Origin of the sequence: Pseudomonas sp. SWRI68 (genome assembly GCF_014269165.1) — a bacterium.
Lineage (GTDB): Bacteria > Pseudomonadota > Gammaproteobacteria > Pseudomonadales > Pseudomonadaceae > Aquipseudomonas > Aquipseudomonas capeferrum.
On the sequence record NZ_JABWRU010000013.1, the window covers coordinates 88,816 to 109,264 of the forward strand.

Here is a 20,449-nt window from a genome sequence, read left to right on the forward strand (position 1 = left end):
TTTATTGCGATTTCCTGACCCGCAGGTACCATTCCGACAGCAAGCGCACCTGCTTGTCGGTGTAACCACGCTCCACCATCCGGGTGACGAAGTCGTTGTGTTTCTTCTGGTCTTCCTTGCTGGCCTTGGCATTGAAGCTGATGACCGGCAGCAGGTCTTCGGTGTTGGAGAACATTTTCTTCTCGATCACCACCCGCAGTTTTTCATAGCTCAGCCAGCTCGGGTTCTTGCCGTTGTTGTTGGCGCGTGCGCGCAGTACGAAGTTGACGATCTCGTTGCGGAAGTCTTTCGGGTTGCTGATGCCGGCAGGCTTCTCGATCTTCTCCAGTTCTTCGTTGAGGGCAATACGGTTGAGGATCTCGCCGGTTTCCGGGTCGCGGTATTCCTGGTCCTGAATCCAGAAGTCGGCGTACAGCACATAGCGGTCGAAGATGTTCTGGCCGTACTCGCTGTAAGACTCGAGGTAGGCGGTCTGGATCTCCTTGCCGATGAACTCGATGTAGCGCGGTGCCAGGTATTCCTTCAGGTAGCGCAGGTAGCGTTCGCGCACTTCGGCCGGGAACTGTTCCTGTTCGATCTGCTGTTCGAGCACATACAGCAGGTGAACCGGGTTGGCTGCGATCTCGTGCGGGTCGAAGTTGAAGACCTTGGACAGGATCTTGAAGGCGAAGCGGGTCGACAGGCCGTTCATGCCCTCGTCGACGCCTGCCGAGTCCCGGTATTCCTGGATCGACTTGGCCTTAGGATCGGTGTCCTTGAGGTTTTCACCGTCGTAGACACGCATCTTCGAATAGATGTTGGAGTTTTCGGGCTCCTTGAGGCGCGAGAGCACGGTGAACTGGGCCAGCATCTTGAGGGTGTCGGGCGCGCAATGGGCCTTGGCCAGCGAGCTGTTGACCAGCAGTTTGTCGTAGATCTTGATTTCGTCACTGACGCGCAGGCAGTAGGGCACCTTGACGATGTAGATCCGGTCGATGAACGCTTCGTTGTTTTTGTTGTTGCGGAAGGTGTGCCACTCCGATTCGTTGGAGTGGGCCAGCAGGATGCCGGTGTAGGGGATCGCCCCCAGCCCCTCGGTACTGTTGTAGTTACCTTCCTGGGTCGCCGTCAGCAGGGGGTGCAGGACCTTGATCGGCGCCTTGAACATCTCGACGAATTCCATCAGGCCCTGGTTGGCCCGGCACAGCGCACCCGAATAGCTGTAGGCGTCGGCGTCGTTCTGTGGGTATTCCTCGAGTTTGCGGATGTCCACCTTGCCCACCAGGGCAGAAATGTCCTGGTTGTTCTCATCGCCGGGTTCGGTCTTGGCGATGGCGATCTGGTTAAGGATCGAGGGGTAGAGTTTGACCACCTTGAACTTGGAGATATCGCCGCCGAACTCCTGCAGGCGCTTGGTGGCCCAGGGCGACATGATGGTGTTCAGGTAGCGCCGTGGGATCCCAAACTCTTCCTCGAGAATGGCCCCATCTTCGGTGGCGTTGAACAAACCCAGTGGTGATTCGAATACAGGCGAGCCCTTGATGGCGTAGAAGGGCACTTTCTCCATCAGCTGCTTGAGCTTCTCGGCCAGCGACGACTTGCCGCCGCCTACCGGGCCCAGCAGGTAGAGGATTTGCTTCTTCTCTTCCAGGCCCTGCGCCGCGTGGCGGAAGTACGAAACGATCTGGTCGATGCATTCTTCCATGCCATGGAAGTCTTCAAAGGCCGGATAGCGCCGAATGACCTTGTTCGAGAAGATCCGTGAAAGCCTGGAATTGTTGGAGGTGTCGACAAGCTCCGGTTCGCCGATGGCCAGCAACAGCCGTTCTGCCGCCGAAGCGTAGGCGCTGCGATCCTGCTTGCACAGCTCGAGGTACTCCTGCAGCGAAAGTTCTTCCTGGCGGGTGGACTCGAAACGTTGTTGGAAGTGGCTAAAAATGCTCATGACGTCACCTCGCTCGATACGTGGAGACGACGCCGGATCAGTCAGCTGATGCTGGCATGCAACCGGGTTCGCCGATTGCTGTATACCCCCCAGAACACCCTTGAAACGCTACCGATGACCCGCACGCCGGTGTACCGGCTCTCCCCTTTTTTGGATGGCCTGGGCTTAAGGATAGTTGGTAATACGCAAGGTCAAGGGCGCGAGGCCGAGAAGTTGCTCGCGACCGTTCGTCAGGTGAGCCGCAAGCCCGCATAGGGCGCGGGCTGCAGTAAAAATGAAAAAATTATTCAGCAGCGCCTTGGGCAGTCTCGCCCGGGTAGGTGGCGCGCCACAGCTCAAAGCCGCCATCGACGCTGTACACCTCCGAGAAGCCCTGGCCGGCCAGGTAGGCGGCGGCGCTCTGGCTGGAATTGCCGTGGTAGCAGACCACCAGGGTCGGTGCATCGAGGTCGGCATTGCGGATGAAATCGGCGACCGAATGGTTATCCAGGTGGGTGGCGCCGCTGATGTGGCCGGCGGCAAAAGCCTGTGGGTCGCGAATATCGACCACTACCGCACCTTGCGCGCGCAGGGCCAGGGCCTGCTCGGGAGGGATGCGCTTGAATTCGCTCATGGGTACGGTTTCCTTCAGGGCTGATCGTTGAGTCTAGTGGGTTGTGCCGGCGTGCGTACGGTGCCGTCGTCGGCGCAGTCGCAGCGATGGTATTCACCGCTGTCGACGTTATAGAGGGTCATGGCACCGCCCCACACGCAACCGGTGTCCAGGGCGATGATGCCGGGCTCGTCGACGCGCCCTTCAAGGGCGGCCCAGTGGCCGAAGATGATCTTCACATGCCGCGAGCGGCGGTCCTTGTGCGCAAACCAGGGCTTGTAGCCTTTGGGGGCTGCGCCCAAGCCTTCCTTGCTCTTGAGGTCGAGCTTGCCCTCGGGGGTGCAGAAGCGCATGCGCGTGAGGTAGTTGGTGATCACCCGCAGGCGCTCGATACCTGTGAGGTTCTTGCTCCACTTGTTCGGCTCGTTGCCGTACATGCCATCGAGGTAGAGCTTGAGGCGCCCGTCGTCCCGCAGCACTTCCTCGACTTCGGCGGCAAGCTCAAGGGCTCGGCCCAGGGTCCACTGTGGCGGTATGCCGGCATGTACCATGGCGATACCGCGGGGCTCGTCGTAATGCAGCAGTTTTTGCCGGCGCAGCCAGTCGAACAGCAGGTCGGCGTCTGGCGCTTCGAGGATTGCGCCCAGGGTGTCGCTCTTTTTCAGGCGTTCGACGTTGTGCCAGGCGGCCAGCAGGTGCAGGTCATGGTTGCCCAGCACGCACACCAGCGAGTCACGGATCGAGTAAAGGTAGCGCAGGGTTTCCAGCGACTCGGGGCCGCGGTTGACCAGGTCACCGACCAACCAGAGGCGGTCGACGGTGGGGTTGAAGCGCACGCGTTCGAGCAGGCATTTGAGCGGTTGCAGGCAGCCTTGCAGGTCACCGACGGCGTAGGTCGCCATCAGTGCAGGGCTCCGGGTACCGCCAGGCGGAAGGGGGCGATCTGGGCATCGAAGCGTTTACCGTCTTCGGCGAACATCTGGTAGCTGCCCTGCATGGTGCCGACGCGGGTGCTGATGACCGCGCCACTGCTATAGGTATGGCTCTGGCCCGGGTCGATGTTCGGTTGCTGGCCGACCACGCCGGCGCCGCGCACTTCCTCGACTTCGCCATCACCGTTGGTGATCAGCCAGTGTCGGGACAGCAACTTGGCCGTGACCGAGCCGTTGTTCTGCACGGTAATGGTGTAGGCGAAAGCGAAACGACTGTTTTCGGGGTCGGATTGTTCTTTGAGGTAGCGGGTCACGACGCTGACGTCGATCTGATAGCGGGGATCGGACATGCAAAGGCCTTGGGCGAACTGACGCAATAATGCAGTCTAGGCCATTGGCGGGGGGGAGGGCCAGCGGTGTGGTCGCGGGCAGGCATGTCAGCAGGGGTGGGGGTGGTGCCGGCCTCTTCACGGGTGAACCGCGAAGAGGCCGGTGCAGGCGCTATCAGGCTTGTTGGTCAGCCAACTGGTCTGCCAGGCGCACGAAGGCCGCCAGGTCCAGCTGCTCAGGCCTCAGGCTGCCATCAACACCAGCGGCTTCGATCGCCTGGCTGTCGAGCAGGCCTTTGAGGGTGTTGCGCAGTGTCTTGCGACGCTGATTGAAGGCTTCGCGAACGACCCGCTCCAGCAGCAGGTGGTCCTTGGCTGGGAACGGCAGCACTTCGTGTGGCACCAGGCGCACGATGGCCGAGTCCACCTTTGGCGGCGGGTTGAACGCGCCAGGGCCGACGTTGAACAGGTGTTCGACCCGGCAGTGGTACTGCACCATGATCGACAGGCGGCCCCAGTCACCGCCACCCGGGCCTGCGGCCATGCGCTCGACCACTTCCTTCTGCAGCATGAAGTGCATGTCGCGGATCAGCCCGGCGTGGCTGAGCAGGTGGAAGATCAGCGGGGTGGAAATGTTGTAGGGCAGGTTGCCGACCACCTTGAGGCTGCGCGGTGGCACGCCGAGCTGGTTGAAGTCGAACTTCAGGGCGTCGCCTTGGTGCAGGCGGAAGTTGTCACGGCCGGCAAACTTGTGCTGAAGGATCGGCACCAGGTCCTTGTCCAGTTCCACCACGTCCAGCTGTGCACCGCTGCCCAGCAGGCCCTCGGTGAGGGCGCCCTGGCCTGGGCCGATTTCCAGCAGGTGTTCACCCGCCTTGGCGTGGATGGCGCGCAGGATGCGGTCGATGATGCCGGCGTCGTGCAGGAAGTTCTGACCGAAGCGCTTGCGCGCCCGGTGTTGGTATTGCTCGTTCATGGTCGGTTCTCGGCCATCTGGTAGGCGGTTTCCAGGGCAACCCGCAGGCTGCCGGTATCAACCTTGCCGGTGCCGGCCAGGTCCAGGGCGGTGCCGTGGTCGACCGACGTGCGGATGATCGGCAGGCCCAGCGTCACATTGACGGCGGCGCCGAAGCCTTTGTACTTGAGTACGGGCAGGCCCTGGTCGTGGTACATCGCCAGCACTGCGTCGCAGTGCTCCAGATATTTGGGGGTAAACAGGGTATCGGCCGGCAGCGGTCCACGCAGGTCCATGCCTTCGGTGCGCAGGCGGGCCAGTGTCGGTTCGATGATGTCGATTTCTTCGCGGCCCAGATGGCCGCCTTCTCCGGCGTGCGGGTTGAGGCCGCAGACCAGGATGCGAGGGTTGGCAATGCCGAACTTGTCGCGCATATCGGCGTGCAGGATGCGGGTGACACGCTCGACGCGTTCAGCGGTGATCGCGTCGGCAATCTCGCGCAGCGGCAGGTGAGTGGTCACCAGGGCCACGCGCAGGCCGCGGGTCGCCAGCATCATCACCACTTGCGCGGTGTGGGTCAGCTCGGCGAGGAGCTCGGTATGCCCGGAAAAGGCAATGCCGCTCTCGTTGATCACGCCCTTGTGCACAGGGGCGGTGATCATCCCGGCGAAATGCCCGTCCAGGCAGCCAGTGCCTGCGCGGGTCAGGGTTTGCAGGACGAAGGCGGCATTGGCCTTGTCCAGCTGGCCTGCCGTCACGGCGGTGGCCAGGGGTGTATCCCAGACATACAGGCTGCCCGCAGGCGCTGGCTGGTCGGGCCAGTGATCTGGCGCTACCGGCAGCAGGTTGACGGCCAGCCCCAGCTGCGTGGCCCGCTCGGCGAGCAGGTCACGGCTGGTGATGGCAATCAGGGGGTGGGGCTGGGCGTCTGCGGCGAGCAGCAGGCACAGGTCGGGACCTATGCCGGCTGGTTCACCGGGGGTGACGGCGAAGCGCAGGGGCTTCACTGTGCAGCCTGGTCGGCGCCAGGCAGCTTGATTTCAACGTAGGCTTCGTCGCGGATCTGGCGCAGCCAGGTCTGCAGCTCTTCGTCGTACTTGCGGTTGCGCAGCACGTTCAATGCCTGCTGTTCACGCGCCTGTTCGGTGCTGTCGGTGGCGCGGCGGCCCAGCACTTCCAGGACGTGCCAGCCGTACTGGGTCTTGAACGGTTTGGTGACTTCGCCTTGGGCTGCGTTGGCCATCTGCTCACGGAACTCAGGCACCAGGCTGTTTGGGTCGACCCAGTTGAGGTCGCCGCCGTTAAGCGCCGAGCCCGGGTCTTCCGAGAAGCTCTTGGCCAGCTCGCCGAAGTCTTCGCCGTTCTTGATGCGGTCGTACAGGCGTTCGGCCAATTGCTCGGTGGCTGCGTCGCTGCGGATTTCGCTCGGCTTGATCAGGATGTGGCGTACATGCACTTCGTCACGCAGCACGTTCTCGCTGCCACCACGCTTCTCCTCGAGCTTGAGGATGATGAAGCCGTTGGGGATACGGATTGGCTGGGTGACATCGCCAGTGGCCATGTTGCTGAGCATCTTGGCGAAGTCAGGTGGCAGCTGGCCGGCTTTACGCCAGCCCATCTCGCCGCCTTCCAGGGCGTTCTCGCTGGCGGAACGGGCGATGGCCAACTGGCCGAAGTCCGCGCCTTGCTTGAGCTGCTGGTAGACATCGCCGGCCTGCCGGGCGGCCGCCTGGATGGCGTCGGAGTTGGCGCTTTCCGGGGTCGGGATAAGGATGTTGGCCAGGCGGTACTCTTCCGAGAGCTGCATCTTGCCCAGGTCCGAGTTGAGGAAGTTTTTCACTTCCTGCTCGGAAACCTGAATGCGCTCGGCCACACGGCGCTGGCGCACGCGGCTGATGATCATCTCGCGCTTGACCTGCTCGCGAGCGTCGTCGAACGACAGGCCATCATGGGCCAGGGCCGCGCGGAACTGGTCCAGCGACATGCCGTTGCGCTGGGCAATGGTGCCGATGGCCTGGTTCAGCTCCTCATCGGTGATGCGGATGCCGGAACGCTCGCCGATCTGCAGTTGCAGGTTTTCGACGATCAAACGCTCGAGCACCTGCTGTTCCAGGGCGCTGGTCGGTGGCGCGCCGGCGCCACGTTTGGCGATGGTTTGCTGAACTTCATGGACGCGCTGGTCCAGTTGGCTCTGCATGACCACGTCGTTGTCGACGATGGCCACCACGCGGTCCAGGGGTTGTACCGCGGCATGCACCGCGCCACTCAGCAAAGCGGCGCCCAGCAACACTGGGCGCAGACGATCAATAAGCTTGGTCTTCACGTGTACGGTAACCTTGAATGCCTTCGTCGAGGAAAGATTCGACCTTGTTGCCCACTACACCACCGAGGCCTTTCAGCACGATCTGCAGGAAGATACCGTGGTCGCCTTTTTCGTTCGCTGGAAGGGCTTGGCTGAAGTCGTCGTAGTCGATCCAGTAACGGTTGATCAGGCGCAGCTTCCAGCAGCAGTTGTCATACTCGAAACCGCCCATGGCTTCCAGGGTGCGGTTGCGGTTGTAGTCATGCTGCCAGCGAGCGATGACGCTCCACTGCGGAACGATCGGCCAGATGACCGAGAAGTCATGCTGCTGGATCTTGTAGTAGTCCTTGATGTAGTTCTCGCTGCCTGGCACACCGTAGTCGCCGCCGCCCACTTTCCAGGTACCGGTCTGGGAGTCGTAGGAGATGGTGTCGTTGCGGTAGCGATAACCGAGGTTGACCACCTTGTTCGGGTTGTCTTCAGGCTGGTAGTGGAACATCGCGCTGCCCGAGCGGGTGCTGCGGCTGTCCGGGTCCCAGTTGAAGTCCGAATTGAAGCGCCAGTCGCGGTTGAACGCATAGTTGTACACCAGGGCGTACGGCGAAACGTCGGCCTGCGAGTCGGCGCGGGTCTTGTAGTTGATACCCGGCAACTGGACCTTGCGATCCTTGAAGTAGTAGGCCTGGCCGATGCTGAAGCTCTGCCGCTCGAAGCCGTCGTCCTCGATCCAGCGCGTGGTCACGCCCAGCGACAGTTTGTTCTCGTCGCCGATGCGGTCGGTGCCGCTGAAGCGGTTGTCGCGGAACAGCGAGTCGTAGCTGAACAGCGTTTCACCCGAGTCGAACAGCGGGATGTCCTTCTGGTCCTTGTACGGGACGTAGAGGTAGAACAGGCGCGGTTCAAGGGTTTGCTTGTAATTGGTGCCGAACATCGAGGTGTTGCGGTCGAAATACAACCCGCTGTCCACGCTGAAGATTGGCACGTCACGGTTCACCGTGCCGCTGTAGCTGCCGTAAGCTACCGGATCAGCTGCCTGCAGCCTGATAGCGTCGGCCTTGCCTTTGCTGTCCAGGTCGAGATCGTAATGGGTGTAGGCGTACTTCAGTTTCGGCGTCAGGTAGCCGTAGCTGGCTTCCATCGGCAGGCTGATCGATGGCGCGAAGTTCAGGCGCGTACCGTTGGCACGGGCGATACCGGCAATGTTCTGGTCAAGCCGTCGGCCGCCCAGCACTTCTCCGGTAATCGGGTCCGTTACAACGCCAGCAGTTCTGTCTGGCACGCCGTCCTTGTTGAATACCAGGTCGTCTTTCAGATCCCGATCAAAGCGAACCGCTTCAGTCTCATAAGCAAGGTTCAGCCCACCCGGCTCGAACGGCAGTTTACCGTTGAAGGTGATCTGCGGCAGGCGGTCATACGGCGTGATCTGCGAGATGGTCGCCATCTCGTAGGCATGCACGTTCAACCGCGCGGTGTAGCTGTCGCCACGGTAGGTCAGGGCGCCCTGCTGGTTGAGCAGGTCCTGGGTCTCTACGCCGATCTGGTCGGATTCGAGGTCCTGGAAGTAGAACGGGTCGCTGATGTCGGTGTAGTCCACCTCGGCCATCAGGCGCTCGTCCAGGCCACCCTTGTGCTGCCAGTTGACCATCCAGCGCTGTTCTTTGTAGTCAGTCTGGTCTTTACGGTCGTCGTTCTTGTCGTTCAGGTACGCGCCGCCGAACTGGCCTTCGCTGGACGGGGTCAGGTAACGGAACTCACCTTCCATCAGCAGGCCGCGCTTGGTCATGTAGCGCGGGTACAACGTGGCGTCATAGTTGGGCGCCAGGTTGAAGTAGTACGGGGTGACCAGCATGAAGCCGGTGTCGCTGCTGCTGCTGAACGAGGGCGGCAGGAAGCCGGACTGGCGACGGTCGTCGATCGGGAAGTAGATGTACGGTGTGTAGAACACCGGGAAATCCTTGACCCGCAAGGTGACGTTGGTCGCCGTGCCGAAACCGGTGGCCGGGTTCAGGGTGATGTTGTTGCCCTTCAGCTGCCAGGCGTTGCTGCCCGGTTCGCAGGTGGTGTACGTACCGTCCTTGAGACGGATGATGGCGTTTTCGCCACGTTTGGCGTACAGGGCGTTGCCGCGGATATGCGACTTGTGCATCACGTATTCGGCGTTGTCGACCTGGGCTTCGCCCGTGTCGAGCTGGATCTGCGCCTCGTCACCGACCACCAGCGAGCCGTTGTCACGGATCTTGACGTTGCCCTTGAGCTCGCCACGGTTCTCGGTCTGGTAGAGGTTGGCCTCGTCGGCCTCGGCCTGCATGCTGCCCTGGCGCATCACCACGTTACCGGCGAGGGTAGCGATCTGCTGCTCCTGCTGGTACTTGGACACCTTGGCATTGATGTAGGTCGGCGACTCGTCCTTGGGCGTGGTGTCGGCCATGCCAGGGCGGGTCGGCTCGATGTACGCGCCACCGCAGTACGGGCCGGTTTCGGCCAGCTGGGCGGCGGTGAGCTTGTCACGCGGGACCCAGTCGAGGTGGCTGTAGTCTTCGCTGCGCGACTTCAGGCCACGGCCCTTGGCCTCGGTGACCAGCATCGGCTTGTCCGCGGTTTCGGCTTCGCCCGCCTGGGCTTCGGTACCGGAACTGAGGGCAGCACCCTCGTGCACCGGACGCGGCGGCAGGTTGTTGACAGGCGCCTTGGGCTTGCAGTCCCAACCACCGGAGGCGGACACTTGGCAGTCGAACTGTTCGGCTGCCACGACGTACGACGTGGCCAGAGGTTGCAGGGCCAGCAAACCGCCGGTGACCAGCAACGGAAACTTTCTACGAAACGCGGGGGATTTCAATGCCATCTTATTAGTCCGGGCTTCCTGCGTGCCATCTGCCCGCGTGTGGGGCCGCACGCCTCTCGATGGTCTGAAAAAGATGCTGGATAATAAAGCATGACCCGCTTGACGGCTAGGGCCGTCGGAGACCCTTGTAATGCCTGATCACGATGTACGCTTGCAACAACTGACTGTCTGGCTCGATGAGCAGCTCAACACTATTTTCCAAAACAACGCCTGGGGCGAAGTGCCAGCAGGCAGCCTGACTGCCGCCAGCAGCGATGCGAGCTTCCGCCGCTACTTCCGCTGGCAGGGCGCAGGCCATAGTTTCGTGATCATGGATGCCCCCCCGCCGCAGGAGAACTGCCGACCGTTCGTCGCCATCGATCACCTGCTGGCCAGTGCCGGCGTGCACGTGCCGGTGATCCATGCCCAGGACCTGGAGCGCGGTTTCCTGCTGCTGGGCGATCTGGGCCACCAGACCTACCTGGACATCATCGATGGCCAGAATGCCGATGGCCTGTTCAGTGATGCCATCGATGCGCTGCTGGCGTTCCAGCGCCTGCCGATGGACGCGCCACTGCCGAGCTACGACGATGCCCTGCTGCGCCGGGAAGTCGAACTGTTCCCCGAGTGGTACGTCGGGCGAGAGCTTGGCCTGGCCTTCAGCGAGGCTCAGAAGGCCGCCTGGCAACGTGTCAGCCAGGCGCTGATCGACAGTGCCCTGGCCCAGCCCAAGGTGCTGGTGCACCGCGACTACATGCCGCGCAACTTGATGCACAGCACGCCAAACCCAGGCGTGCTGGACTTCCAGGACGCGGTCTACGGCCCGGTCACCTACGACATCACCTGCCTGTTCAAGGATGCCTTCCTCAGCTGGCCGCAGGCCCGGGTAGACGGCTGGCTGCGCAATTACTGGCAAAAAGCGCAGGCTGCCGGTATTCCCGTGCAAGCCGATTTCGAGGCATTTCAGCGCGCCAGCGACCTGATGGGGGTGCAGCGTCACCTCAAGGTGATCGGCATCTTCGCCCGCATCTGCCACCGCGATGGCAAGCCGCGCTACCTGGCGGACGTCCCACGTTTCTTCGCCTATATAGATGAAGTGATCGGTCGCCGTCCCGAATTGGCGGAGCTGGGCGAGCTGATTGCCGAACTCAAGGCCGGAGCACAGGCATGAAAGCGATGATCCTGGCAGCGGGCAAGGGCGAGCGCATGCGCCCCTTGACCCTGCACACGCCCAAGCCACTGGTGCCGGTAGCAGGCCAGCCGCTGATCGAGTACCACTTGCGCGCCCTGGCGGCAGCCGGTGTTACCGAGGTGGTGATCAACCATGCCTGGCTGGGCCAGCAGATCGAGGACCACCTGGGTGATGGCAGCCGTTTCGGCCTGAGCATCCGCTATTCGCCCGAGGGCGAACCGCTGGAAACCGGCGGCGGGATCTTCAAGGCACTGCCGTTGCTGGGCGAGGCGCCGTTCCTGCTGGTCAATGGTGACGTCTGGACCGACTACGACTTCACCCGCCTGCTGGCGCCGCTTGCGGGCCTGGCGCACCTGGTGCTGGTAGACAACCCGGGGCATCACGACCGTGGCGACTTCCGCCTGGCCGGCACGCAAGTGCTGGATGGCGATGAAGCGCCGGGTACCTTGACCTTCAGTGGCCTCTCGGTGCTTGACCCCGCGTTGTTCGAGGGTTGCCAGCCGGGGGCTTTCAAGCTGGCGCCTTTGCTGCGCCAGGCCATGGCGGATGGCAAGGTCACGGGCGAGCACTACCGTGGCCATTGGGTCGATGTCGGCACGCTGGAGCGCCTGGCCCAGGCCGAGCGCCTGATCGGCGAGCGCGCCTGAGATGTGGTGGCCAAGCACGGTGATTGGTGCCGGCGCCGGTTTTGCCGTCGCCAGCATCCCCGGCGCCTTGCTCGGCGCTCTGCTCGGGCAGGCCATGGACCGGCGCCTGAGGGTGCGTGGCTGGGAGGACATGCGCGAGCGCCTGGGCGGGCGCCCGGCCCTGCGCGACGAGGAGTTGCTGTTCGTGCTGCTCGGCAGGTTGGCCAAATGCGATGGGCGGGTGGCCGAGCAGCATATCCAGCAGGCGCGCCAAGAGATGGTACGCCTGGACCTGGCTGAGGCGGCCCGGCTGCGGGCCATTGCCGCGTTCAACCGTGGCAAGGCCGGCAAGGACCGGCTGGCCGGCCATCTGCGCCGTATCCGCCAGCAACCGCATGCTGCAGAAGGGACCTTGCGTGCTTGTTGGCGCATGGTCTGGGCCGACGGCAAGGTTGGCAGCAAAGAGCGCGAGATGCTGTTGGACTGGGGGCAGAAGCTGGGTTTGAGCCGGCGCCAGGTGCAAGCCATGTCGCTGGAGTACGAGCCGCGCAAGGCAGGGCTGGACGGTGGCACCATGACCTATGCGGCGGCCTTGCGACTGTTGGCGGTCGAGGCTGATACCGAGGGCGACAAGGTCAAGCAGGCCTATCGCCGGCTGATCAGCCGGCATCACCCGGACAAGCTGGCGGGTAGCGGCGCTACGGAAGCCCAGGTGCGCGAGGCGACCGAACGGACCCGTGAGTTGCATCAGGCGTATGGGCTGATTCGCAAGCGGCGGGGGTTGTAGTCAACAGCCGAGGGCCGCACTACGGCCCCGGCAGCTTGTAATCAGTCTTGCGGGTTCAGCCACCCGCGCACCCGGCGGAACAATTGCTCCTGTTCAGCGGCCTTGTTGCCAGGCATGGCAATCAGCGACAACTGCCGGTACTGGCTGTCCTTCTGCCGCTTGCTGGCCTGCAGGCGCAATGCTGCAGCACGGCGATCACCGGTGCGGGTGGCGTAATACAGGTCGGCGGTCGGCACCTTGAGGGTGGGGGCCAGGCTTTCCAGGTCATGTTCCACCCGTGCCGGCGTCTGCGCGGCGACCATCACCAGTTTCTGCACCTGTGCGGGTTGCTTCTCGCTCAGGTAGCGGGCCGCCCAGTACGCGCCACTGCCATGGCCGATCAGCACGATGCTGCGCGCGTCATGCTGTTGCGCGTAGGCCACCGCGGCGTCGAGGCGGGCGAAGATGCGTTCGGCATCGGCAGGGTCGTTCTGCTCGCTGGCCTGCTCGGCGTCGGTGCTTTCTGCGGCATCGGCATCGGCGGCTGTCGCCTGGGCGACGTTGGCGTTGGCATCGGTCGGGGTGTCCTTGGCTGGCGCACTTTCGCCGTTGTCGTTGGCCGGTGCCTCGGTGGGCTTGGCTTCAACCCGCGCCTGCGGGCTGTCGGCGAGCAAGTCGGGCAAACTTACGCTCAGGCTGTGCCAGCCGACGTCGGGGAACTTGCGCCGCAGCGGGCCGACGGCGTTCGGCCAGTCGGCCGTCTCACCGGCACCGGGCACGATGATTACCGCACCTTGCGGGTCGTTGCTGTTGGCCGGTTTCCACAGTGCCAGAAAGCGCTCGGCGCCTGCCTGCAGGGTTTGCTGCTCGGCCTTGGGCACCAGGCGCTCCAGGGCCTGGGCGTCTTCCTGGCTGCGTTCCAGCAGGGGTGGCCGGGTGGCCTCGACGGGCGCGGCTTCGGTGGTGGTGGAAGGTTTTTCAGCGTCGGCGGCCATGGCGCCGAGCGGAAGGATCGAGGCTAGGCAGCACAGTGCCAGCGTCGTGCGATAAAGTGTGGACATGCGTCAACCCAAGGCCAGAATGATACCGGCAGCCTAATAGTATTTGCCCGTGACGGCCATGCTGCATGGCCGCCCTTGCCAAGACGAGCGTGTAGATGAAGCGAATGCGTCGCCTGTTGGTTATCGGCTGCTTGTGGCTACCCTTGATCGCGCTGGCAAGGCCCGAGGCAGTGCCGAGCGTAGCCCTTGAACCCGCGCAGCAGCAGTGGCTGGAGGCCCATCGCAGCCTGCGGGTCGGCCTGGTGTTGCAGGCGCCGTATGCGCAGTTCGACCGCCGTCTGCAGCAACTTTACGGGGCCAATGTCGAGCTGGTGAGCGCGTTGGCCCAGGCGCTGAGGCTGGACCTGACCTGGCGTAACTTCGCCGATCAGGCCAGCCTCGAACACGCCTTGCAGGCCGGCGAAATCGACTTCGCCCCCGGCCTTACCCAGACCCCGGCGAGCCTGCGGCTATGGCTGTTCAGCGACCCGTACATGCGCGTGCCGCAACTGGTGGTCGGCCCGCGCACGGGCGCCATGGCGGTGGAGCTGGAAACGCTCGAACCCGACCAGCGCGTCGCCGTGCGCATGCCCAGCCCGTTGGCGGATTACCTGCGTAGCAACTACGGCAACCTCAACCTGCAAGGCGTGCCCAACGAGCGCGAGGCGCTGCAGTTGATCGTGGGTGGCCAGGCCCGTTACGCGGTGCTCGATGAAGCCCAGCTCAGCCGGCTGTCGCGCGAGAGCGAGTTCGGCGAGCTGGCGGTGGTCGGCGATATCGGCTTGCCGCAACTGCTGCGGGTGGGCTCGCGGCGTGACTGGCCGCTGTTGGCCGACGTGCTCGAACGGGGCTTGCAGGCCATCCCGGCCAAGGCGCTGGAGCAACTTCACCAGCGCTGGCTGCAACCCAAGTACCCGCGTTTGAGTGAGTCGGCCGGCTTTTGGCAGAACCTCGCCTTGCTGTTCGGCATGTTGCTGCTGTGCGCGCTGGCCACGCTGACCTGGCAGCGCCGGCAACAGCGCCAGCTGGAACGCAGCCTGCTGGCAACGCGCGAGAACCTGGCCGAACGCCAGGTACGTGAAGAGGCGCTGCGCCTGAGCCAGTTCGCCATCGACCAGAGCACCGTGGGTATCCTGTGGGTCAACTGGGACAGCCATGTGCGTTACGCCAACCATGCCGCAGAGCGCATGCTGGGCTATGGGCAAGGTGAGTTGCTGGAGCGCCCGCTGATCGACTTCGAGCCCAACCTGAACATGGACCGCTGGCTGGAACTATGGCGGGGCGCGCGCGCGGGCGGCGGCGGTGTGGGGCAGTTCGAGACCCGCTGCCTGCGCGCGGACCGCAGCTTGCTGCCGGTGGAGCTGTCGTTGAGTTTTCTGCGCTTTCGCGACGCCGAGTACCTGGTGGTGTATATCGCCGATGTCACCGAGCGCCATCGCGCGCTGGCCGCGCTGCGCGAAAGCGAAGCGCGGCTCAAGGGCATCGCTGGCAACGTGCCGGGGCTGGTGTTTCGGCTGGAGCGTGACCCGGCCGAGGGCGACCTGGAGTTCCCCTACATCAGCGAAGGCAGCGAGGCGTTGGTTGGTTATGCACCCGCCGAAATCCAGCACCCGCAGATGGGCCTGCGCAATCTGGTGCACCCCGAAGACCGCAGCGACTATCACCGGGTGCAGGACCTGGCCCTGGCCAGCAACCAGGACTGGTCATGGCAGGGGCGCATCCTGACGCGCCAGGGTGAACAGCGTTGGGCCGACATCAAGGCCAGTACCCGGCGCCTGGCCGATGGCCGGGTGGTGTGGGACGGTATCGTCTGGGACATCACCCAGGGCAAGCGGGCAGAACTGGCGCTGGCGCGCTCGCAGGAGCAGCTGCGCGAGTTGTCGGCGCACCTGGAAAGCGTGCGCGAGGAAGAAAAGGCCCGTATCGCCCGTGAGGTGCACGATGAGCTGGGGCAGATGCTGACCGTGCTCAAGCTTGAGGTGTCGATGTGTGAACTGGCCTTTGCCGAACTCGACCCAGGGCTGAACGAGCGCTTGTCGAGCATGAAGCGCCTGATCGCCCAGCTGTTCCAGCTGGTGCGCGACGTGGCCACGGCACTGCGCCCGCCGATTCTCGATGCCGGCATCGCCTCGGCCATAGAATGGCAGGCGCGGCGTTTCGAGGCGCGTACACAAATCCCCTGCCTGGTGCAGGTACCGGATAATCTGCCAGCATTGAGTGATGCCAAGGCCATCGGGCTGTTTCGTATTCTGCAGGAGGCGCTGACCAACGTCATGCGCCACGCGCAGGCGCACAGCGTGGAGATCGAACTGGTGCGTGAGCATGGGCAACTGCGTATGACCGTCAGCGACGACGGCAGCGGTTTTTGCCGCGACCAGACCCGGCCCACCTCGTTCGGCCTGGTGGGCGTGCGCGAACGGGTGCTGATGCTGGGGGGCAGCATGACGCTGGACAGTGAACCGGGCGAGGGCACCAGCCTGAGCGTGGCCATTCCGTTGGAGTAGGAGACCGATCGTGATTCGAGTGCTGGTGGCAGAAGACCACACCATTGTCCGTGAAGGCATCAAGCAATTGATTGGCCTGGCCAAGGACATGCAGGTGGCGGGCGAGGCTGGCAACGGCGAGCAGTTGCTCGAAGCCTTGCGCCATACCCCCTGTGAAGTGGTGTTGCTGGATATATCGATGCCGGGCGTCAACGGCCTGGAGGCCATCCCGCGCATCCGCGCCCTGAACGACGCCCCTGCGATCCTGATGCTGTCGATGCACGACGAGGCGCAGATGGCGGCGCGGGCGCTGAAGGCTGGCGCCGCCGGTTATGCCACCAAGGACAGTGACCCCGCCTTGCTGTTGACCGCCATTCGCCGGGTTGCCGGGGGCGGGCGCTACATCGACCCGGCATTGGCCGACCGCATGGTCTTCGAGGTCGGCCTGACCGAGTCCAGGCCCTTGCATACCCTGCTCTCGGAGCGTGAGTTCTCGGTATTCGAGCGCCTGGCCCAAGGCGCTAACGTCAATGACATCGCCCAGCAACTGGCGCTGTCGAGCAAGACCATCAGCACCCACAAGGCGCGGCTGATGCAGAAGCTCAAGGTCAACTCACTGGCGGAACTGGTGAAGTACGCCATGGAGCACAAGTTGGTCTGAGTGTTCTGGTTGCGACATGGCCTGACGGTTGGCAATGAGCGAGTACTGTGGGAGCGGGCTTGCCCCGCGAAAGGGCCGGCAAGCTCAACCTCATTGCCCGGGGTGGCGCATTCGCGGGGCAAGCCCGCTCCCACAAGGTGAAGTGGTGTGCCTGGGGTCTATTCCAATTCCGCCATTCTTGTAGGGCGATCCCTACACAGAATCTTCCATATGGATGATGGCATTCTCTCAGTACCCCCGATTTTCGGGCACTTGCGTCTTGTCTAGTCTTTGCCTACGCAGTCATCAAACAAGAAGGTGCAGGCATGAGCGAGGCGAATTCGAACGCTGCAACCAGCGAAACGCTGGTCAGCTTCCGTGGTGTGCAGAAGAGCTACGACGGCGAGTCGCTGATCGTCAAAAACCTCAACCTGGACATCCGCAAGGGCGAGTTCCTTACCTTGCTCGGCCCGTCCGGCTCGGGCAAGACCACCAGCCTGATGATGCTGGCCGGTTTCGAAACCCCCACCGCTGGCGAAATCCAGCTGGCCGGGCGCTCGATCAACAACGTGCCGCCGCACAAGCGTGACATCGGCATGGTGTTCCAGAACTACGCGCTGTTCCCGCACATGACCGTGGCCGAGAACCTGGCCTTTCCGCTGAGCGTGCGCAACCTCAGCAAGACCGACATCAGCGAGCGGGTGAAGCGTGTGCTGAGCATGGTCCAGCTCGACGCCTTCGCCAAGCGCTACCCCGGCCAGTTGTCGGGCGGCCAGCAGCAGCGGGTGGCCCTGGCCCGTGCCCTGGTGTTCGAGCCGCAACTGGTGCTGATGGACGAACCGCTGGGCGCGCTCGACAAGCAACTGCGCGAACACATGCAGATGGAGATCAAGCATATCCACCAGCGCCTGGGTGTAACCGTGGTCTACGTGACCCACGACCAGGGCGAGGCGCTGACCATGTCTGACCGGGTGGCGGTGTTCCACCAGGGCGAAATTCAGCAGATCGCCGACCCTCGCACCCTCTATGAACAGCCGTGCAACACCTTCGTGGCCAACTTCATCGGCGAGAACAACCGCATCAACGGCACCTTGCTGGCCAGCGATGGCCACCGTTGCCAGGTGCAGCTGGCGCGGGGCGAACGGGTCGAAGCGCTGGCGGTGAATGTCGGCCAGGCCGGCGAGCCGGTGACCTTGTCGATCCGCCCGGAGCGTGTGCGCCTCAATGGCCACAGTGAAAGCTGCGTCAACCGCTTTTCTGGCCGTGTGGCCGAGTTCATCTACCTGGGCGACCACGTACGGGTGCGCCTGGAAGTCTGTGGCAAGGCCGACTTCTTCGTGAAGCAGCCGATCGCCGAGCTCGACCCGGCCTTGGCCGTGGGCGATGTGGTACCGCTGGGCTGGGAGGTGGAGCACGCCCGCGCGCTCGATCCGATTGCCGAAGCCCATTGATGGATTGCTTCACCAACCCTGTACTGTGGAGAGAATAATAATGCGCAAGCAGTTGAAACTGACCGCCCTGGCCCTGGGGCTGTTCGCCGCTGGCCAGGCCATGGCGGCCGACCTGACCGTGATCTCTTTCGGCGGCGCCAACAAGGCCGCCCAGACCAAAGCGTTCTACGAGCCGTGGGAGAAGGCGGGTAACGGCAAGATTGTCGCCGGCGAGTACAACGGCGAAATGGCCAAGGTCAAAGCCATGGTCGACACCAAGAGTGTGTCCTGGAACCTGGTGGAAGTAGAGTCGCCAGAACTGTCGCGCGGTTGCGACGAGGGCATGTTCGAAGAGCTCGACCCGGCGTTGTTCGGTGATCAATCCGACTACGTCCCCGGCGCCATCCAGCCCTGCGGCGTAGGCTTCTTCGTTTGGTCCACGGTAATGGCCTACAACGCCGACAAGCTCAAGACTGCGCCTACCAGCTGGGCCGACTTCTGGGATACCAAGCAGTTCCCGGGCAAGCGTGGCCTGCGCAAGGGCGCCAAGTACACCCTGGAATTCGCCTTGATGGCCGACGGCGTTGCGCCCAAGGACGTGTACACGGTGCTGGCTACCAAAGAAGGCCAGGACCGTGCCTTCAAGAAGCTCGACGAACTCAAGCCAAGCATTCAGTGGTGGGAAGCCGGTGCCCAGCCGCCTCAGTTCCTGGCCTCGGGTGACGTGGTCATGAGCTCGGCCTACAACGGCCGGATTGCCGCCGTGCAGAAAGAGAGCAACCTCAAGGTGGTGTGGAACGGCGGCATCTACGACTTCGATGCCTGGGCCATTCCAAAAGGCGCCAAGAACGCCGAAGAGGCGAAGAAATTCATCGCCTACAGCGTCAAGCCCGAGCAACAGAAAATCTACTCCGAGAACATCGCCTACGGCCCGGCCAACGCCAAGGCCGTCAGCCTGCTGTCGGACGAGGTGAAGAAAGACATGCCGACCACGCCTGAGAACATCGCCAACCAGGTGCAGATCGACGTGGCCTTCTGGGCCGACAACAGCGAGCAGCTCGAGCAACGCTTCAACGCCTGGGCGGCGAAGAAGTAAAGCGCCTCGTCGGAGCGCCAGGGCTTGCACTGGCGCTTCCCGTTTACCTGTTTTGCGGAGTTCGCCATGGCCATTGCAGTGCCCCTCAACGAAGGCGCAGGTCCTAGTCTCAAGCAGCGCCTCAAGCACGCCGAGCGGGTCAACCGCTGGAAGGCGCAGGCGTTGATCGCGCCGCTGGCGCTGTTCCTTCTGCTGGTGTTTCTGGTGCCGATCGCAGCGCTGTTGTACAAGAGCGTCGGCAACCCAGAGGTGGTCGCCGGCCTGCCGCGTACCGTCGAAGCGGTGTCCCAGTGGGACGGCAAGAGTTTGCCCGGCGAAGACGTGTACAAGGCACTGAGCCAGGACCTGGCCGAGTCGCGCAAGAAGCAGACCCTGGGCGACCTCTCCAAGCGGTTGAACATGGAGCTGGCCGGCTACCGTAGCCTGTTGACCAAGACCGCCCGGGCGCTGCCGTTCAAGGCTGAACCGGCCTCCTATAAAGAAGCGTTGCAGACCCTCGATGAGCGCTGGGGTGACCCGGCCTACTGGCAGGCGATCCGCCGCAACACCAGCACGGTCACCTCGTTCTACCTGCTGGCATCGCTCGACCACCGTATCGATGACCTCGGCGAGCTGGCCAAGGCCACGCCCGACCAGTCTATCTACCTGGATATCTTTGCCCGCACCCTGTGGATGGGTGTGGTGATTACCGCCATCTGCCTGGTGCTGGCCTACCCGCTGGCCTACCTGTTGGCCAACCTGCCGGCCCGGCAGAGCAACCTGCTGATGATTCTGGTGCTGCTGCCGTTCTGGACCTCGATCCTGGTGCGGGTGGCCGCGTGGATCGTGCTGCTGCAGTCGGGCGGCTTGATCAACAGTGCGCTGATGGCTATTGGCATTATCGATCAACCGCTGGAACTGGTGTTCAACCGCACCGGCGTGTACATCTCCATGGTGCATATCCTGCTGCCGTTCATGATCTTGCCGCTGTACAGCGTGATGAAGGGCATTTCGCCCAGCTACATGCGCGCGGCCATCTCGTTGGGTTGCCATCCGTTCGCCAGCTTCTGGCGGGTGTACTTCCCGCAGACCTACGCCGGGGTTGGCGCGGGTTGCCTGCTGGTGTTCATCCTGGCCATTGGCTACTACATCACCCCGGCATTGCTGGGCAGCCCGAACGACCAGATGGTCAGCTACTTCGTGGCGTTCTATACCAACACCAGCATCAACTGGGGCATGGCGACCGCGCTGGGTGGGTTGTTGCTGCTGGCGACCGTGTTGCTGTACCTGATCTATAGCTGGCTGGTCGGCGCCAGCCGCCTGCGCCTGAGCTGAGGAGCCT

General features: G+C 63.3%; 17 protein-coding genes. 8 read left to right on the plus strand and 9 right to left on the minus strand.

What is annotated here, in order from left to right:
• Position 1: 1 nt before the first annotated feature.
• The 8 genes from HU770_RS18600 to HU770_RS18635 all read right to left on the minus strand — a co-directional run bounded on the left by HU770_RS18600 (position 2) and on the right by HU770_RS18635 (position 9,876).
• Entirely contained in the window at positions 2 to 1,924 is a 1,923-nt protein-coding gene (locus HU770_RS18600; RefSeq protein ID WP_027594382.1) for a PrkA family serine protein kinase, read from the minus strand.
• A gap of 283 nt (positions 1,925 to 2,207) precedes the next feature.
• Positions 2,208 to 2,537 (minus strand): thiosulfate sulfurtransferase GlpE, encoded by a 330-nt coding sequence (gene glpE / locus HU770_RS18605; protein ID WP_047583863.1) that lies wholly within the window; start codon positions 2,535 to 2,537, stop codon positions 2,208 to 2,210.
• Positions 2,538 to 2,551: 14 nt separating this feature from the next.
• Positions 2,552 to 3,418, minus strand: coding sequence for a symmetrical bis(5'-nucleosyl)-tetraphosphatase (locus HU770_RS18610; RefSeq protein ID WP_186664789.1), 867 nt, complete (start codon positions 3,416 to 3,418; stop codon positions 2,552 to 2,554).
• Positions 3,418 to 3,798 (minus strand): Co2+/Mg2+ efflux protein ApaG, encoded by a 381-nt coding sequence (apaG, locus tag HU770_RS18615; RefSeq protein ID WP_033703052.1) that lies wholly within the window; start codon positions 3,796 to 3,798, stop codon positions 3,418 to 3,420. Before apaG ends, HU770_RS18610 begins: the two co-directional genes overlap by 1 nt.
• A 154-nt stretch (positions 3,799 to 3,952) precedes the next feature.
• The gene (gene rsmA / locus HU770_RS18620) at positions 3,953 to 4,753 is read right to left on the minus strand and encodes a 16S rRNA (adenine(1518)-N(6)/adenine(1519)-N(6))-dimethyltransferase RsmA (RefSeq protein WP_033703051.1); all 801 of its coding nucleotides are present in this window, start codon (positions 4,751 to 4,753) and stop codon (positions 3,953 to 3,955) included.
• Positions 4,750 to 5,739, minus strand: a complete 990-nt coding sequence (gene pdxA, locus HU770_RS18625; protein WP_186664792.1) for a 4-hydroxythreonine-4-phosphate dehydrogenase PdxA — start codon at positions 5,737 to 5,739, stop codon at positions 4,750 to 4,752. Before pdxA ends, rsmA begins: the two co-directional genes overlap by 4 nt.
• Positions 5,736 to 7,055, minus strand: coding sequence for a peptidylprolyl isomerase SurA (gene surA, locus HU770_RS18630; RefSeq protein WP_033703048.1), 1,320 nt, complete (start codon positions 7,053 to 7,055; stop codon positions 5,736 to 5,738). The genes pdxA and surA overlap by 4 nt, the downstream gene beginning before the upstream one ends.
• Positions 7,036 to 9,876 (minus strand): LPS-assembly protein LptD, encoded by a 2,841-nt coding sequence (locus HU770_RS18635; protein WP_186658704.1) that lies wholly within the window; start codon positions 9,874 to 9,876, stop codon positions 7,036 to 7,038. Before HU770_RS18635 ends, surA begins: the two co-directional genes overlap by 20 nt.
• A 130-nt stretch (positions 9,877 to 10,006) precedes the next feature.
• Here HU770_RS18635 and HU770_RS18640 point away from each other — a divergent pair, with 130 nt between their 5' ends.
• Genes HU770_RS18640 through HU770_RS18650 form a run of 3 tightly spaced genes read left to right on the plus strand, consistent with a single transcriptional unit; the run spans position 10,007 to position 12,460 of the window.
• Positions 10,007 to 11,026, plus strand: coding sequence for a phosphotransferase (locus HU770_RS18640; protein ID WP_033703045.1), 1,020 nt, complete (start codon positions 10,007 to 10,009; stop codon positions 11,024 to 11,026).
• Positions 11,023 to 11,694 carry an N-acetylmuramate alpha-1-phosphate uridylyltransferase MurU gene (gene murU, locus HU770_RS18645; protein ID WP_186664795.1) on the plus strand — a complete coding sequence of 224 codons (672 nt, stop codon included), beginning with the start codon at positions 11,023 to 11,025 and terminating at the stop codon, positions 11,692 to 11,694. Before HU770_RS18640 ends, murU begins: the two co-directional genes overlap by 4 nt.
• A 1-nt stretch (position 11,695) precedes the next feature.
• A complete protein-coding gene (locus tag HU770_RS18650) occupies positions 11,696 to 12,460 on the plus strand; it encodes a TerB family tellurite resistance protein (protein WP_033703043.1) in 765 nt (254 codons plus the stop codon).
• A gap of 41 nt (positions 12,461 to 12,501) precedes the next feature.
• Here the strand turns inward: HU770_RS18650 and HU770_RS18655 are convergent, their stop codons facing one another.
• Positions 12,502 to 13,500, minus strand: coding sequence for an alpha/beta hydrolase family protein (locus tag HU770_RS18655; RefSeq protein WP_186658710.1), 999 nt, complete (start codon positions 13,498 to 13,500; stop codon positions 12,502 to 12,504).
• Positions 13,501 to 13,595: 95 nt separating this feature from the next.
• Here HU770_RS18655 and HU770_RS18660 point away from each other — a divergent pair, with 95 nt between their 5' ends.
• The 5 genes from HU770_RS18660 (at position 13,596) to HU770_RS18680 (ending at position 20,442) form a co-directional block, all read left to right on the plus strand.
• Entirely contained in the window at positions 13,596 to 15,983 is a 2,388-nt protein-coding gene (locus tag HU770_RS18660; RefSeq protein ID WP_186664798.1) for a sensor histidine kinase, read from the plus strand.
• Positions 15,984 to 15,990: 7 nt separating this feature from the next.
• The gene (locus HU770_RS18665) at positions 15,991 to 16,623 is read left to right on the plus strand and encodes a response regulator transcription factor (RefSeq protein ID WP_177326514.1); all 633 of its coding nucleotides are present in this window, start codon (positions 15,991 to 15,993) and stop codon (positions 16,621 to 16,623) included.
• Positions 16,624 to 16,928: 305 nt separating this feature from the next.
• Entirely contained in the window at positions 16,929 to 18,053 is a 1,125-nt protein-coding gene (locus tag HU770_RS18670) for an ABC transporter ATP-binding protein (protein ID WP_033703038.1), read from the plus strand.
• A 40-nt stretch (positions 18,054 to 18,093) separates the two neighbouring features.
• A complete protein-coding gene (locus HU770_RS18675) occupies positions 18,094 to 19,128 on the plus strand; it encodes an ABC transporter substrate-binding protein (RefSeq protein ID WP_186664801.1) in 1,035 nt (344 codons plus the stop codon).
• 66 nt (positions 19,129 to 19,194) lie between these two features.
• Positions 19,195 to 20,442 (plus strand): ABC transporter permease, encoded by a 1,248-nt coding sequence (locus HU770_RS18680; RefSeq protein ID WP_186664804.1) that lies wholly within the window; start codon positions 19,195 to 19,197, stop codon positions 20,440 to 20,442.
• The last annotated feature ends 7 nt before the right edge of the window (positions 20,443 to 20,449 follow it).

What these genes read in the sequence shown, in the direction of transcription:
- HU770_RS18600 (WP_027594382.1), bottom strand. Translation starts at nt 1,924, where the DNA reads ATGAGCATTTTTAGCCACTTCCAACAACGTTTCGAGTCCACCCGCCAG.
- glpE (WP_047583863.1), bottom strand. Translation starts at nt 2,537, where the DNA reads ATGAGCGAATTCAAGCGCATCCCTCCCGAGCAGGCCCTGGCCCTGCGC.
- HU770_RS18610 (WP_186664789.1), bottom strand. Translation starts at nt 3,418, where the DNA reads ATGGCGACCTACGCCGTCGGTGACCTGCAAGGCTGCCTGCAACCGCTC.
- apaG (WP_033703052.1), bottom strand. Translation starts at nt 3,798, where the DNA reads ATGTCCGATCCCCGCTATCAGATCGACGTCAGCGTCGTGACCCGCTAC.
- rsmA (WP_033703051.1), bottom strand. Translation starts at nt 4,753, where the DNA reads ATGAACGAGCAATACCAACACCGGGCGCGCAAGCGCTTCGGTCAGAAC.
- HU770_RS18635 (WP_186658704.1), bottom strand. Translation starts at nt 9,876, where the DNA reads ATGGCATTGAAATCCCCCGCGTTTCGTAGAAAGTTTCCGTTGCTGGTC.
- HU770_RS18640 (WP_033703045.1), top strand. Translation starts at nt 10,007, where the DNA reads ATGCCTGATCACGATGTACGCTTGCAACAACTGACTGTCTGGCTCGAT.
- murU (WP_186664795.1), top strand. Translation starts at nt 11,023, where the DNA reads ATGAAAGCGATGATCCTGGCAGCGGGCAAGGGCGAGCGCATGCGCCCC.
- HU770_RS18650 (WP_033703043.1), top strand. Translation starts at nt 11,696, where the DNA reads ATGTGGTGGCCAAGCACGGTGATTGGTGCCGGCGCCGGTTTTGCCGTC.
- HU770_RS18655 (WP_186658710.1), bottom strand. Translation starts at nt 13,500, where the DNA reads ATGTCCACACTTTATCGCACGACGCTGGCACTGTGCTGCCTAGCCTCG.
- HU770_RS18660 (WP_186664798.1), top strand. Translation starts at nt 13,596, where the DNA reads ATGAAGCGAATGCGTCGCCTGTTGGTTATCGGCTGCTTGTGGCTACCC.
- HU770_RS18670 (WP_033703038.1), top strand. Translation starts at nt 16,929, where the DNA reads ATGAGCGAGGCGAATTCGAACGCTGCAACCAGCGAAACGCTGGTCAGC.
- HU770_RS18675 (WP_186664801.1), top strand. Translation starts at nt 18,094, where the DNA reads ATGCGCAAGCAGTTGAAACTGACCGCCCTGGCCCTGGGGCTGTTCGCC.
- HU770_RS18680 (WP_186664804.1), top strand. Translation starts at nt 19,195, where the DNA reads ATGGCCATTGCAGTGCCCCTCAACGAAGGCGCAGGTCCTAGTCTCAAG.